This is a genomic window from Agromyces sp. Y575, assembly GCF_059445445.1.
The window spans coordinates 240,723-254,720 of record NZ_JCAIUI010000004.1; the positions used below are offsets into that span (position 1 = coordinate 240,723).

16 protein-coding genes are annotated in these 13,998 nt (G+C 67.9%); 1 reads left to right on the forward strand and 15 read right to left on the reverse strand.

Going from position 1 to position 13,998, the window contains the following annotated elements:
• Window positions 1–36 precede the first annotated feature (36 nt).
• The 12 genes from rplQ to AC1C2U_RS17135 all read right to left on the reverse strand — a co-directional run bounded on the left by rplQ (window position 37) and on the right by AC1C2U_RS17135 (window position 8,919).
• Window positions 37–573: a 50S ribosomal protein L17 gene (rplQ, locus tag AC1C2U_RS17080; RefSeq protein WP_495362968.1), complete on the reverse strand. Its 537-nt coding sequence runs from the start codon at window positions 571–573 to the stop codon at window positions 37–39.
• Between the two features lie 50 nt (window positions 574–623).
• The gene (locus AC1C2U_RS17085) at window positions 624–1,613 is read right to left on the reverse strand and encodes a DNA-directed RNA polymerase subunit alpha (protein ID WP_495362969.1); all 990 of its coding nucleotides are present in this window, start codon (window positions 1,611–1,613) and stop codon (window positions 624–626) included.
• Between the two features lie 138 nt (window positions 1,614–1,751).
• Window positions 1,752–2,150 (reverse strand): 30S ribosomal protein S11, encoded by a 399-nt coding sequence (rpsK, locus tag AC1C2U_RS17090; protein ID WP_170024924.1) that lies wholly within the window; start codon window positions 2,148–2,150, stop codon window positions 1,752–1,754.
• A 44-nt stretch (window positions 2,151–2,194) separates the two neighbouring features.
• Entirely contained in the window at window positions 2,195–2,569 is a 375-nt protein-coding gene (rpsM, locus tag AC1C2U_RS17095; protein WP_495352953.1) for a 30S ribosomal protein S13, read from the reverse strand.
• Window positions 2,570–2,748: 179 nt separating this feature from the next.
• On the reverse strand, window positions 2,749–2,865 hold the full coding sequence (gene rpmJ, locus AC1C2U_RS17100; RefSeq protein WP_282836964.1) for a 50S ribosomal protein L36: 117 nt from the start codon (window positions 2,863–2,865) through the stop codon (window positions 2,749–2,751).
• Between the two features lie 69 nt (window positions 2,866–2,934).
• Window positions 2,935–3,156 carry a translation initiation factor IF-1 gene (gene infA / locus AC1C2U_RS17105; protein WP_495352952.1) on the reverse strand — a complete coding sequence of 74 codons (222 nt, stop codon included), beginning with the start codon at window positions 3,154–3,156 and terminating at the stop codon, window positions 2,935–2,937.
• 199 nt (window positions 3,157–3,355) lie between these two features.
• On the reverse strand, window positions 3,356–4,507 hold the full coding sequence (locus tag AC1C2U_RS17110) for a mannitol-1-phosphate 5-dehydrogenase (protein ID WP_495362970.1): 1,152 nt from the start codon (window positions 4,505–4,507) through the stop codon (window positions 3,356–3,358).
• On the reverse strand, window positions 4,504–4,944 hold the full coding sequence (locus AC1C2U_RS17115) for a PTS mannitol transporter subunit IIA (RefSeq protein ID WP_495362971.1): 441 nt from the start codon (window positions 4,942–4,944) through the stop codon (window positions 4,504–4,506). The genes AC1C2U_RS17110 and AC1C2U_RS17115 overlap by 4 nt, the downstream gene beginning before the upstream one ends.
• A 30-nt stretch (window positions 4,945–4,974) precedes the next feature.
• Entirely contained in the window at window positions 4,975–6,507 is a 1,533-nt protein-coding gene (locus AC1C2U_RS17120) for a PTS mannitol transporter subunit IIBC (RefSeq protein WP_495362972.1), read from the reverse strand.
• Window positions 6,504–8,207, reverse strand: coding sequence for a phosphoenolpyruvate--protein phosphotransferase (gene ptsP, locus AC1C2U_RS17125; RefSeq protein ID WP_495362973.1), 1,704 nt, complete (start codon window positions 8,205–8,207; stop codon window positions 6,504–6,506). Before ptsP ends, AC1C2U_RS17120 begins: the two co-directional genes overlap by 4 nt.
• A 45-nt stretch (window positions 8,208–8,252) precedes the next feature.
• The gene (locus AC1C2U_RS17130; RefSeq protein WP_495362974.1) at window positions 8,253–8,519 is read right to left on the reverse strand and encodes an HPr family phosphocarrier protein; all 267 of its coding nucleotides are present in this window, start codon (window positions 8,517–8,519) and stop codon (window positions 8,253–8,255) included.
• Between the two features lie 88 nt (window positions 8,520–8,607).
• The gene (locus AC1C2U_RS17135) at window positions 8,608–8,919 is read right to left on the reverse strand and encodes a PTS sugar transporter subunit IIB (RefSeq protein ID WP_495362975.1); all 312 of its coding nucleotides are present in this window, start codon (window positions 8,917–8,919) and stop codon (window positions 8,608–8,610) included.
• Window positions 8,920–9,144: 225 nt separating this feature from the next.
• Here AC1C2U_RS17135 and AC1C2U_RS17140 point away from each other — a divergent pair, with 225 nt between their 5' ends.
• Window positions 9,145–11,046, forward strand: coding sequence for a BglG family transcription antiterminator (locus AC1C2U_RS17140; RefSeq protein ID WP_495362976.1), 1,902 nt, complete (start codon window positions 9,145–9,147; stop codon window positions 11,044–11,046).
• A 45-nt stretch (window positions 11,047–11,091) separates the two neighbouring features.
• Here AC1C2U_RS17140 and map read toward each other — a convergent pair whose 3' ends face one another.
• The 3 genes from map to secY are packed head-to-tail and all read right to left on the reverse strand — an operon-like array spanning window position 11,092 to window position 13,895.
• Complete coding sequence (gene map / locus AC1C2U_RS17145) at window positions 11,092–11,919, reverse strand: type I methionyl aminopeptidase (protein WP_495362977.1); 828 nt, start codon at window positions 11,917–11,919, stop codon at window positions 11,092–11,094.
• A 6-nt stretch (window positions 11,920–11,925) separates the two neighbouring features.
• On the reverse strand, window positions 11,926–12,576 hold the full coding sequence (locus tag AC1C2U_RS17150) for an adenylate kinase (RefSeq protein ID WP_495362978.1): 651 nt from the start codon (window positions 12,574–12,576) through the stop codon (window positions 11,926–11,928).
• Entirely contained in the window at window positions 12,573–13,895 is a 1,323-nt protein-coding gene (gene secY / locus AC1C2U_RS17155) for a preprotein translocase subunit SecY (RefSeq protein WP_495362979.1), read from the reverse strand. The genes AC1C2U_RS17150 and secY overlap by 4 nt, the downstream gene beginning before the upstream one ends.
• Between the last annotated feature and the right edge of the window lie 103 nt (window positions 13,896–13,998).

Below are 13,998 nucleotides of genomic sequence, written 5' to 3' on the forward strand. Positions count from 1 at the left end.
CAATCGCACCGGGGCCTTCGTGAACGAGTGTCGAGACTACTTGGCCTCGGCGGCCTCGGTCTCGGCGGGCGCCTCGTCGGCGACAGCCTCGGTCGTCTCATCGGCGGCAGCCTCGGTCTCGACGACCTCGGTCTCCTCGACGACCTCGGCCGGAACCTCCTCGGCGACGGGCGCCTCGGCGGCGGCCGGCTTGGCTGCGCGCTTCTTCGGGGTCACGGGCTCGAGCACGAGCTCGATGACCGCCATGGGCGCGTTGTCGCCCTTGCGGTTGCCGATCTTCGTGATGCGGGTGTAACCGCCTTCACGGTCGGCGACCTGCGGTGCGATGACCGTGAACAGCTCGTGCACGACGGTCTTGTCGCCGATGACACCGAGCACACGACGACGCGCGTGCAGGTCACCGCGCTTGCCGAACGTCACCAGACGCTCGGCGAGCGGACGCAGGCGCTTGGCCTTCGTCTCGGTCGTGGTGATGCGCTTGTGCGTGAACAGCGCAGCAGCGAGGTTCGCGAGCATCAACCGCTCGTGGGCGGGGCCGCCTCCGAGGCGGGGGCCCTTCGTGGGCTTCGGCATGGTTCGTTCTCTCCAGTAGGTGGGGGTGGGCGGGCGGGCGGCGTGCCTGCCTAGTTGTTCTCGTCTTCGAAGCCCGTGTAGAAGTGGGCGCCGTCGAACCCGGGGACCGAGTCCTTGAGCGACAGACCCATTTCGGTGAGCTTGTCCTTGACCTCATCCACCGACTTCTGACCGAAGTTGCGGATGTTCATGAGCTGCGACTCCGACAGGGCGACGAGCTCGGACACCGTGTTGATGCCCTCGCGCTTCAGGCAGTTGTAGCTGCGCACCGACAGGTCGAGGTCTTCGATCGGGATCGAGAGCTCGCTGGAGAGCACGGCATCGACCGGCGCGGGGCCGATCTCGATGCCCTCGGCGGCGGTGTTCAGCTCGCGGGCGAGACCGAACAGCTCGGTGAGCGTGCGGCCCGCCGAGGCGATCGCGTCGCGCGGCGTGATGGCCGCTTTCGACTCGACGTCGACCACGAGACGGTCGAAGTCGGTGCGCTCGCCGGCACGGGTGGCCTCGACACGGTAGGTGACCTTGAGTACCGGCGAGTAGATCGAGTCGACCGGGATCTGGCCGGCCTCTGAGTACTCGTTGCGGTTCTGGCTGGCCGAGACGTAGCCGCGGCCACGCTCGATCGTGAGCTCGAGCTCGAACTTCGCCGAGTCGTTGAGCGTCGCGATGACGAGCTCGGGGTTGTGCACCTCGACGCCGGCCGGAGCCGAGATGTCGGCGGCGGTGACCTCACCGGACCCCTGCTTGCGCAGGTACGCGGTGATCGGCTCGTCGTGCTCGCTGGAGACGACCAGGTTCTTGATGTTGAGGATGATCTCGGTGACATCCTCCTTCACGCCCGGAACGGTCGAGAACTCGTGGAGCACGCCGTCGATGCGGATGCTCGTCACGGCTGCGCCGGGGATCGAGGAGAGGAGGGTGCGACGGAGCGAGTTGCCCAGGGTGTAACCGAAGCCCGGCTCGAGGGGCTCGATCACGAAACGCGAACGGAACTCCGAGATGTTCTCTTCGGTGAGCGTCGGGCGCTGTGCGATCAGCACTGTTGATTCCTTTCGGCAGGGTGTCCGCTATATGACACCTGCGAGTACGAGGATCTTGAGTTGTATGAGAGAACGGATGTCCCGGCGATCGAGGAGAGCCCGGCTGAGCCGGACGCCTCCTCGATCACCGGGAAGAGATCAGACGCGACGGCGCTTGGGCGGGCGGCATCCGTTGTGCGCCTGGGGCGTCACGTCGTTGATGCTGCCGACCTCGAGCCCTGCGGCCTGAAGGGAACGGATCGCGGTCTCGCGGCCCGAGCCGGGGCCCTTGACGAAGACGTCGACCTTCTTCATGCCGTGCTCCTGCGCCTGGCGGGCGGCCGACTCTGCGGCCAGCTGCGCGGCGAACGGGGTCGACTTGCGCGAGCCCTTGAAGCCGACGCCGCCGGAGGAAGCCCAGCTGATCACGGCACCGTTGGTGTCGGTGATCGAGACGATCGTGTTGTTGAACGTCGACTTGATGTGGGCCTGGCCCACTGCGATGTTCTTCTTTTCCTTCTTGCGCGGCTTGCGAGCTGCCGTCTTGGGTGCTGCCATGATTTCTCCTGAATCCTAGAGGCGCTGGATCACTGGGCCGAGGCCTAGCGAGCCTTCTTCTTGCCGGCCACGGTGCGCTTCGGTCCCTTGCGGGTGCGAGCGTTGGTCTTGGTGCGCTGGCCTCGGACCGGGAGACCGCGACGGTGGCGGATGCCCTCGTAGGAGCCGATCTCGACCTTGCGGCGGATGTCGGCTGCCACCTCACGGCGCAGGTCACCCTCAACCTTGAAGTTGACCTCGATGTAGTCGCGGAGGGCGATGAGCTGCTCGTCGCTGAGGTCCTTCACGCGAATGTTTCCGTCGATGCCGGTCTCGGCGAGCGTGGTGAGCGCTCGCGTGCGGCCGACGCCGTAGATGTAAGTCAGTGCGATCTCCACGCGCTTCTCGCGCGGGATGTCGACTCCTGCCAGACGTGCCATGTGTGGCTTCTCCTGTTTCGAAGTGGAGGTGTGGAACAACGCCGGTGCCCGGGCCTCCGACCCGAGGTGTCCGTATCGCTGATCGAGTAGCCGCGAAGCGGCGTATCGAAATCGATACTTCTGGCGCTGCCGATATGTTCAGTTGTGGGGAACGGGGCGCGTGCGCCCCTCGTCTGTGACTAGCCCTGACGCTGCTTGTGGCGCGGGTTGGCCTTGCAGATGACCATGACGCGGCCGTGGCGGCGAATCACCTTGCAGTGGTCGCAGATGGGCTTGACGCTGGGGTTGACCTTCACGATTATTCCTTGGATTTCGCTGTCCTCGTACCCGCGGGACGCCGCGGGCCGTTACTTTCCGAACAGCCCTTACTTGTAGCGGTAGACGATGCGGCCGCGCGTCAGGTCGTATGGGCTCAGCTCCACGATCACGCGGTCTCCGGGGAGAATGCGGATGTAGTGCTGGCGCATCTTTCCTGAAATGTGCGCGAGGACCTTGTGCCCGTTCGAGAGTTCCACCCGGAACATCGCGTTCGGAAGGGCCTCGGTGACCGAGCCTTCAATCTCGATGACGCCGTCTTTCTTGGCCATAGCCTCACTATCGCTTGGAGTTTGGGATGCTGGTCGTGCGATGGTTCTGCGCAGAGCGCAGCTCCGTCAAACACAGAAGATCTGTGGGAACACAGACCGTCAGGCATGCCGAAGCAGGCGTGCAGAACACCAAGGGTCAACTATAGGCGATTCCGGCCCGCTTCGCCAGTTGAGCCACGGATGCCGCGGCGACGACGCGTCACGCTGTCGACTGCGCGTCGGTGAACACAGCGATGAGCCCGGATTCGAGCGGATGCTCCGCCTCGATGCCCGTCACCTCGTGCACGAGCTCCGCGGCGCCCCGCGCCGGCAGCAGAGCCTGCAGCTCGACGCTCTCTGGGTCGGCGGGCACATCGAAGCGAAGGGCCGCGCCGACCGCGGCGAGGAGACCCTCGACCGGTTGCCCGCGCTCGACGAGCTCGGCCGCCGGTCCGATGAAGCGCTCGTGCCTGCCGAGCTTGCGCAACGGCTGGCGGCCGACGCGCTCGACGGTGTCTGGCAGCTCGGGGTTGCGGAAGCGCTCGAGAATGCTCGCGCGGTACTCCGCCTGTTGCGCCTCGGTGAAGCCGTGCTTGTCGACGATGAGCGCCGACGTCTCCGCGAGCACGCGCTCGACCGCGCCGGCGACGCCTGGATCGGCGAGCGCGTCGCTGATGCGCTCATGGCCGGCGAGGAAGCCGAAGTACGCCGTGGCGGCGTGCCCGGTGTTCACGGTGAAGAGCTTTCGCTCGATGTAGGGCCCCAGGTCGGCCACGAAGTGCGCGCCGGGGATGTCGGGCGCAATGGCGCCGAACGGCGGGCGCTCGATGGACCACTCGAAGTACGTCTCGACCGTGACGTCGAGCCCAGCGCCCGGTGCCTGGGCAGGCACGATGCGGTCGACCGCTGTGTTGGCGAATACGGCGCGCGCGGCGAGCGCCGGCCACTCCGGCTCGGAGACGAGCGCGGCCATCTCGTCTCGCAGCACGTCGGTGGCGTTGATCGCGTTCTCGCAGGCCATGATCGCCAGGGGCGGGGCATCCGCTGCCCTCGCGCGGAGCGCCGCCACGAGGTGCGGGGCGATGAAGCGCAGAATGGTCGGCCCGACCGCGGTCGTCGCGATCTCGGCGGTCTCGAGCTCGGCGGCGAGCGCCGCGGCATCCGTCGCACTGTTGACGGCGCGATAGCCGTCGACGACCCGGTCGCGGTCGCCGGCGCCGACCTCGTGCACGGTGTAGTGGTCGGATGCCGCGAGCGCATCGATGAGCTCGGCGTTCACGTCGGCGAACACGACCTCGTAGCCCGCCTCGTGGAGCAGGAGACCCACGAAGCCGCGCCCGATGTTGCCGGCGCCGAAGTGCACGGCCTTCACGAGTCGTTGACCTCCGAGAGCAGTGCGAAGATCTCCTCCGCCGACGCGGCGTCGACGAGCGACTGCACCGAGTCGTCGTCGGAGAAGATGATCGCGATCTTGGAGAGGATCTCGAGGTGCTCGTTCTCGAGCCCCGCGATGCCGACGACGAACCGCACCGGCTCGCCGCCCCAGTCGAGAGGCTCGTCGTACCGCACGAACGAGAGCGCGGAGCGCAGAATCGCGTCCTTGCCCTCGTTCGTGCCGTGCGGGATTGCCAGGAAGTTGCCCATGTAGGTCGAGACGGATCCCTCCCGCTCGAGCATCGAGTCGAGGTAGTCCGGGCGCACCGCGCCGGCATCGACGAGGATGCCGCCGGCGTCGCGGATCGCCTGCTCGCGGTCGGCCGCACGAGGTGCGAGCCGCACGTTCTCGGGAGAGAGGATCTGTTCGGTCATGGGCCGTTCCTTTCTATCGGCGCTGGCCTTTCAGCGCACGCCTTCGGATTCCAGCAGGTGCACGATCTCGTCGTACTTCGGCGAGTTCATGAAGTTGTCGACCGAGATGTGCAGGGCGTTCGGCGACTGCAGTCGTGCCCGGTCGGTGAGGTCCTGATGGGTGACGACGAGGTCGACGTCGTCGGTGAGGCTGGCGATCGCCTTGTTCGTGACGTCGACGCTGTCGATGCCGGCCTTCTTGATCTTATTTCGCAGCACCGTGGCACCCATGGCGCTCGAGCCCATGCCGGCGTCGCAGGCGAAGATGATCGTGTGGATGGGTTTCCGCTCGAACGCCGCGGCCTCCCCCTCTGCGAGCAGCGCACCGCCTGCGGCGGCACCACCGGTCCCGAGGTCGGCCAAGACGCCGCTCTGCTTGCCCTTGTTCTCCTGGGTCTTCGCGATGGCCTCCGACAGGTCGCCGGCGCCCTCCTTCGCGAGGTCGCGCTTCCGGCTCGCCCTGAGGATGACCGCGGAGATGAGGAACGAGACGACGGCGGCGAAGACCACCGAGAGGATGACCCCGAGGTAGCTGTCGTTCGCGGTCTGGAGCAGCACTGCGATGATCGACCCCGGCGCGGCGGGCGCACGCAGCCCCGATTGGAAGAGCACGTTCGTCGCGACGCCGGCCATGCCGCCGGCGATCGCAGCGAGGATCAGCATCGGCTTCATCAGCACGTACGGGAAGTAGATCTCGTGGATGCCTCCGAAGAACTGGATGATGATCGCGCCGGGCGCACTCGCCTTGGCCATGCCAACGCCGAAGATCGCGAATGCGAGCAGGATGCCGAGGCCGGGGCCGGGGTTCGCCTCGATGAGGAACAGGATCGACTTGCCCGTCTCCTCCGACTGCTGGATGCCGAGTGGGGTGAACACGCCGTGGTTGATCGCGTTGTTCAGGAAGAGGATCTTGCCGGGCTCGACGAGGATCGACACGAGCGGCAGCAGTCCCGCGAGCACGAGCCAGTTCACCGCGGCCTCGAGGCCGTTGCTGACGAACTCGACGGCCGGCGCGAAAGCGAAGAAGCCGGCGAGCGCGAGCAACAGGCCGAGTATGCCGGCCGAGAAGTTGTTCACCAGCATCTCGAAGCCGGCCTTGATCTTGCCCTCCCACAGCTTGTCGAGCTGCTTCATGAGCCACGCGGCGAGCGGGCCCATGATCATGGCGCCGATGAACATCGGGATGCCCGCGCCGACGATCACGCCCATGGTCGCGATGGTGCCGACGACGCCGCCACGCGTGTCGTAGACCATGCGGCCGCCGGTGTTGGCGATGAGCAGGGGCAGGAGGTAGGTGATCATCGGGCTGACGAGGCCGACGTACTCATTTCCGTCGGCGTCGGGGAACCCGCCGAGTGCGGGAACCGGGAACGGTCCGGCTTCGATGAACAGGGCGGTGATGAACCCCCACGCGATGAAGGCCGCGATGTTCGGCATGATCATGCCGCTGAGGAAGGTGCCGAACTTCTGGACGGCTACACGGCCTCCCCCTGGCCGCTTCGTGTCCGATGACGTCGTCGTCATGATTTGCCTCTCTGATGGTCACGACGCGGACTCCGCGTCGTGGTGATGTCGGTGGCGGCGGCGTCAGCCGCCGCTCGGGCTTCGGCCGCTCCCTCAGCGGCCAGTGCTGCCCGGGCGAGCGCCTTCGCGTCATCCGGGCTGTACCGCGCGAGGGAGGCGCGGACATCTGCGAGTGCCGATGGTGACATCGACAGGCTCGTGGCGCCGAGGCCCACGAGCACGACGGCGAGCAGCGGGTCGGCGGCGGCCTCGCCGCAGATGCCGACGGGCTTGCCGAGTTCGGCGCCGGCACGACCCACATCGGCGATCAACTGCAGCACGGCAGGATGCCACGGGTTCTGCAGGTTCGCGACGGTGCCGAGCAGGCGGTCGGCGGCCATCGTGTACTGCGTGAGGTCGTTCGTGCCGATGGAGGCGAAGTCGCTCGCGGCGAGCACGTGGCCTGCGATGAGCGCGGCCGACGGGGTCTCGACCATCACACCGGCGACACTGATGCCGAGCTCCTTGGCGAGCCCCGTGAAGTATCGCGTCTCCTCGACCGTCGCGATCATCGGCGCCATCACCCAGAGTTCGGCGTCGGTCGCCGCGTCGGCCGCGGCGAGCGCGGTGAGCTGCTCCCGGAGGATGACCTCGGAGTGCCGAAGCGCGCGGATCCCGCGGAGCCCGAGCGCCGGGTTCTCTTCGGGCGCGTCGTTGAGGAAGGAGAGCGGCTTGTCGGCGCCGGCATCGAGCACGCGCACGACGACCTTCTTGCCGGCGAACGCCGTGAGCAGCCGCGTGTAGTGATCCTGCTGCTCTCGAACGGTCGGCGCACTGTCTGCGTCGAGGAAGAGGAACTCGGTGCGGAAGAGGCCGACGCCCTCGGCGCCGAGCTTCAACGCCTCTGCGGCGCCATCGGCCGAACCGAGATTCGCGAGGAGCGGCACCGCGGTGCCGTCGGCGAGCGCGCCCGGCGTCACCGGCGCCGCCTCGAGCGCCGCGCGCTCGGCGATGCGGGACTTCGCGTCAGCGACCTGCTCGGCCGAGGGCGAGGCGATGACGACGTCGCCTGCGGCGTCGACCACGACCATGTCGCCGTCGGCGAGGCTCGCGGCATCCGCTGCCCCGACCACTGCGACGATGGACTTCTCGCGAGCGAGGATCGCGGTGTGCGAGGTCGGGCCGCCGTCGACGGTCACGAGCCCGAGCACCTGGCCGAGGTCGAGGGTCGCGGTGTCGGCGGGTGCGAGGTCGCGGGCGACGAGCACGAACGGATGCCCCGGGTTCGGCACGCCGGGGGCCGGGAGCTTCAGCAGGTGCGCGATGACGCGCTGGGAGATGTCGTCGAGGTCGGCGGCGCGCTCGCCCATGTAACCGCCCATGCCGGCGAGCAGGTCGCGATAGGCGGCGAACGCCTCGAACACGGCGCGCTCGGCGGTCTTGCCGGTCGCGAGCAGCTTCGTCACCTCGTCGATGAGGCTCGGGTCCTCTGCCATCATCGCCTGCGCCTCGAGCACGTCCTTCGCAGCTCCGCCGGCCTTGGCCCCGCGATTGGCGAGCTCCGCCGCGACGACGGAGAGCGACGCCCTCGCCCGCTCGCCTTCGCGTTCGGGGTCGAGGTGACTCGGTCGATCGACCGGCTCCGGCAGGCGCTCCGCCATGCGCACCACCGGCCCGACGGCCACCCCCTGGCCGATTCCGGTGCCCGTGATCTCCATCATTCGCCCTCTCGAGTCGTCGAATCGAACGGAGACGGATGCCCCGCCCTACTCGTCGTGGTCGGTGCTGAGCAGTTCGATGAGCTCGTCGAGCAGGGTCTGCTCGTCGCCGCCCTCGACGACGAGTGTGACCTCGTCGCCATGGTCGATGCCCTGCGAGATGACGCCGAGGATGCTCGCCGCGTTGACGGGCTTGCCGCCGGCCTTGCTGAGCGTGACCGCGGCGCCCGAGGCTGCGACGGCTTGAGTGAAGAGCTTGGCAGGCCGTGCGTGCAAGCCGTGCGTCGATCCGATTCGAACTGTTCGTTCAACCATGTTTCCGGTCTCCGTCGCGAGTGTCCGTTCCCTCGTTCACCATAGCCCTCCGCCGCGAGTGAGGGAGCGGTGAGCACCGCGCGGCGGATCATGATCGCGTCCCGGTCGCGGCGAGCGCGAGATCGAGCAGCGCCTCGCCGTCGGGGGTGGTGGCCGCATCGTCGGGCAGCACCGCGAAGACGACGGATGCCGCAGCCGCGCGTTCGCGGAGCGAGTCGAGACGATCGCCGAGGTGCGCGCCGATGAGGAGCAGATCGGCTCCGGGCAGCTCGACATCGAGCCTGGACTGGCTCGTCGCCTTCGCCTCCATCGGCAGTCCGCGTGCTTTGGCAGCGCGCCGGAGGCGCACGGCGACGAATGTGCTCGAGGCGCCGGCGCCGCAGACCACGATGATGCGCATCCGGTGTCTCCTCGCCCCGCCGCTCGCGGTCTCCGTTGATCGTCTCGACCGCGGCCGAAGCCGCGATCACCTCGATTCTCCGCCCTCGTCGCGGCGCCGCTCCAGCACATTCGCTTCCGCTCCCCCGGAAACCCTCTCGTGCTGTCGGGTGCACGCTCGTGCCGGATGGTTGACTGTGTTCACCGCCCGGGGCCGAGTGGCTCGGGCAAAACCCGGGAGATGCGTGTGGCCGAGAAATGGGAGCGCCTCGTCGAGGTGCTCGTCGAGCGCGCCGACTGGACGACCGCCGCCGAACTCGCGACCCGGCTCGATGTGACACCGCGCACCATCCGCAGCTACGTCGCGAATGCGAACATGAGCGCCATCGTCGTGCAGTCGGGGCCGCACGGGTACCGCCTCGATCGCGCGGCGTGGACCACCGCCCATGAGAGTCGGCCGTCGGGCACGTCCCCGGCAGCGCGTGTCGCGTGCATCATCCGAGCCCTTGCCGATGCCGACGCCGGCCTCGACGTGTACGAGACGGCTTCTTCATTGCATGTCAGTGAATCGACGGTCGAGGCCGATCTCGGCCGCATCCGGGCGCGATTGGCCGGCACCGGTCTCGCCCTCGTACGACGCGGCCCTCGCGTGAGCCTCGGCGGTCCCGAGTCGGCGACACGACGCTTGCTCGGCACCCTCTTCCGAGAGGAGGCGGCGCGCGGCACGCAGGGCGACGCCGCGCTGCGCGAGGCGTATCCCGAACTGCCGGCGTTCCGAGTCTCGCTCGTCGCGCGCCTCGCGGAGGCGGGGTACGCGCCGAACGAGTACGCATTGAATGACGTGCTCCTCCACATCGCCATCGCCGTCGATCGAGTCGGCCATGACCACAGGCTCGACGCCGACGAGTTGCCGCCGCCGTCGGACCGCACCGCAGACTTGGAGCGCACAGCGCTCGGAGACCTGCTCGACGGGGTCATCCGCACGCGGTTCGGCACCGCCGTCGGCGACACCGAACTCGCCCACCTCTCGAGACTGCTCGGCACGCGCGCAGCGACGCGCACCGTTCCGACGACGGATGCCCCTGCACCCCCGCTCTCCTCCAGATCTGCCCTGGTTCGCGCAGTGGTCGGGCGTGCGGCCGATGCGTACCTCGTAGAGCTCGACGATGACGAGTTCATCGAACGCCTCGCCCTGCACGTCGACAATCTCGTTGCGCGCTCGGCCGAGCACCGGCCGTCGCGCAATCCCCTGACCGCGACGATCAAGTCGGCGTATCCGCTCATCTACGACCTCTCGGTCTACATCGCCCACGAACTCGCCGTGGCCGAGGGCATCGTCGTCGACGACGACGAGATCGCCTACATCGCGATGCACGTCGGGGCGTACCTGGACCGTCGCCGGGCGAGCGCCGAGCGTGTGCGCGTCATCATCGTCGCGCCGGCCTACCACGACGTGCACCTGGCGCTCGCCGAACGCATCACGAAGGCCTTCCCCGATGACATCGACCTCGTCGGCCTCGTCGATCATGCCGGGGTCGAATGGTCGAACCTGCCGGCCGAGCTCGTCGTCTCGGTGCTCACCCCGCCGGTTCCGACTCCGAACTTCGTACGGATCTCGCTGTTTCCCACGGAGCCCGACCTCGAACGTATCCGATCCGAGCTCGGTCGAATCCGGCGGGTTCGGCGACGCGCGCGCCTCGCCGTCGCGCTCTCGCAGTACATCACGCCCGAGCTCTTCGTCCGCGGCCTGCACGGGCAGGACCCCGAGCAGGTCATCCGTCTCCTCGGCGACCGCATGATCGCCGCGGGCGTCATCGACCACTCCTACGTCGACGGCACGCTCGAGCGGGAGCGACTCTCGTCGACCGCGTTCACCGAGTACCTCGCGGTGCCGCACGCGCTGACGATGTCGGCGAATCGCACCGCGATCGCGATCGCGATCGATGAGACGCCGATCGACTGGTCGGGCGCCCGCGTCAACGTGGTCGCCCTCATCGCCTTCGCCGACGACGGGCGAGCCGAGTTCCAAGACGTCTTCGACCAGTTCGTGGAGGCGTTCTCGGAGCGCTCGAACGTCGAGCGACTCGTTCACGGTGCCACCGACTACCCGGGGCTGCTGGCCGAGCTCGCCCGCCTCATGGAGCCGTAGTCGGCGCCGTCCGCTCCCGGCACCGGTTCGCCGGGCAGATCTCAGTCAGGCGATCGGTGCCGGCCTGATGCCGAACGGCGCAAGCCCCGCAGCGCCGCCGTCGGGTGCGGTGAGCACCCAGATGCCATCGGCGTGCACCGCGACGGAGTGTTCCCAGTGCGCGGCGTCCGATCCGTCGGCGGTGGTCACCGTCCAGTCGTCGTCGCGGGTGAACGTGTCGATCGCACCGCCGACGATCATCGGCTCGATCGCCACGACGAGTCCGGGCTTGACCGCCGGTCCGCGGCGATCGACGCGGTAGTTGAACACCGGCGGCTCTTCGTGCATCGAGCGTCCGATGCCGTGGCCGACATAGTCGGTGAGGATGCCGTAGTCGCCCTCACCGTGCACGAAGTCCTCCATGGCCGCGCCCACCTCGTTGAGGTGGGCCGCTCCGGCCAGCGTTGCGATGCCGAGCCACAGGGACTGTTCCGTGACACGGCTCAGCTGCTCACGGGAGGCGACGACGTCTGGGCGCGCCGGGTCGGGCAGCACGACGGTGAACGCCGAGTCGCCGTTCCAGCCGTCGACCTCGGCCCCGCCGTCGACCGAGACGATGTCGCCCGGGCGGAACGGACGGTCACCGGGGATGCCGTGCACCACGTCGTCGTCGACCGAGACGCAGAGTGTATGCCGGTACCCGGGCACGAGCTGAAAGTTCGGTCGCCCGCCCGCATCGCGGATCACCCGCTCTGCCGCCGCGTCGAGCTCGATCGGCGTCGCACCCGGAACCAGGAGGCGCCGTGCCTCTGCGAGGGCCGCTGCAGTCGCCTCACCCGCTGCCCGCATCGACCGGAGCTCGGGCGGCGACTTGTAGATCGAACGTCTGAACACTCTGGCTCAGGGTGAGTCGACGTTGCCGTTGGACGGCGTGAGGCCGCGCTCGGCCAGACCTTGGAAAATGCGCTGGGTGACTTCGTCGAGCGAACCCACCCCGTCGATGCGGACGACGACGCCGCGCGGCCGGTACACGTCGAGGATCGGGGCCGTCTCGCGCTCGTAGATCGCAAGCCGGTTCGCGATGACCTCTTCGGTGTCGTCGGTGCGCCCCTGATCAGCGGCCCGCTGCTGCAGTCGAGCGATGCTCTCGGCACGGGGAACATCGAGCTCGATGACGGCGTCGAGCGCCTCACCGCGGCCCGTGAGGAACACGTCGAGGTCCTCGACCTGCGCACGGTTGCGGGGATACCCGTCGAGCAGGAAGCCCTCCGCGGCATCCGCTTGGCTGAGCCGATCGCGAACGAGCTCACTCGTGAGCGCATCGGAGACGAGGTCACCCGCCTCGATGATCGCCTGCACCCGCTTGCCGAGTTCGGTGCCACCTGCGACGTTCGCCCGGAAGATGTCACCCGTGGCGATCTGGGGCACTCCGAAGGCCTCCGCGACGAGCACGCCCTGTGTTCCCTTGCCGGAGCCCTGAGGCCCGACGATCAGGAAGCGGGCGGAGCCGGTGGCGGAAGGCGCGCCGTCTTGAGGCCCTCGAAGGGTCATCGAAGAAGTCCTTCGTAGTGTCGCTGTTGCAGCTGGGCGTCGATCTGCTTCACCGTCTCGAGGCCGACGCCGACGATGATCAGGATCGATGCGCCGCCGAACGGGAAGTTCTGGTCGGCGCCGACCCAGGCGAAGGCGATCAGCGGGATCAGCGCGACGAGGCCGAGATAGAGCGAGCCCGGCAGGGTGATGCGGGTGAGCACGTAGTCGAGGTACTCGGCGGTCGGTCGACCCGCACGGATGCCCGGGATGAACCCGCCGTACTTCTTCATGTTCTCGGAGACCTCGTCGGGGTTGAACGTGATCGCCACGTAGAAGTACGTGAAGCCGACGATGAGCAGGAAGTACATGAGCATGTACAGCGGGTGGCTGCCCTGCGTGAGGTAGTTCGTGATCCAGGTGACCCACGGCTGCGGGGTCTCGCCGGCCGCCGGGGTGTTGAACTGCGCGATGAGCGCAGGCAGGTACAGCAGTGAGGAGGCGAAGATGACCGGCACCACGCCCGCCATGTTGACCTTGATCGGGATGTACGTGTTGTTGCCGCCGTACGTGCGCCGGCCGACCATGCGTTTCGCATACTGCACGGGGATTCGTCGTTGCGACTGCTCGACGAAGACCACGGCGACCACGACCACGAGGCCGATGGCGAGCACGATCGCGAACACGTCCCAGCCGCGGGCGATGCCGATCGACCAGAGCGAACCGGGGAACGTCGCGGCGATCGAGGTGAAGATCAGGAGCGACATGCCGTTGCCGATGCCGCGCTCGGTGATGAGCTCGCCCATCCACATGATGACGCCGGTACCGGCGGTCATGGTGACGACCATGAGCAGGATCGCATACCACGCGTCGTTCGAGATGAGCTGCGAACACGCGGGATCGTTCGACGGGAACAGCGCGCCGGAACGGGCGACCGTGATGAGCGTCGTCGACTGGAGCACGCCGAGAGCGATCGTGAGGTACCGCGTGTACTGGGTGAGACGCCCCTGGCCGGACTGGCCCTCTTTGTACAGGGACTCGAAGTGGGGGATCACCACGCGCAGCAACTGCACGATGATCGACGCGGTGATGTAGGGCATGATGCCCAGCGCGAAGATCGACAGCTGCAGCAGCGCGCCACCCGAGAACAGGTTGACGAGGTCGTAGAGACCGGCCGCCCCCGCCTGGTTGGCTGCGAGGCAGGCCTGCACGTTGCCGAAATCGACGAATGGCGCGGGAATGAACGAGCCGAGCCGGAACAGGGCGACGATGCCCAGCGTGAACCCGAGCTTGCGGCGAAGATCCGGCGTGCGGAAGATCCGCCCGATGGCGTTGAACACTCGTCCTCCTGTTGCTCCGTATGGAGTCAGTCCATATGCGACTCGAGCCAGTCGAGACCCCCGTGAATCATACGCGAGGTCTCGACTGGCTCGAGCAATCGGT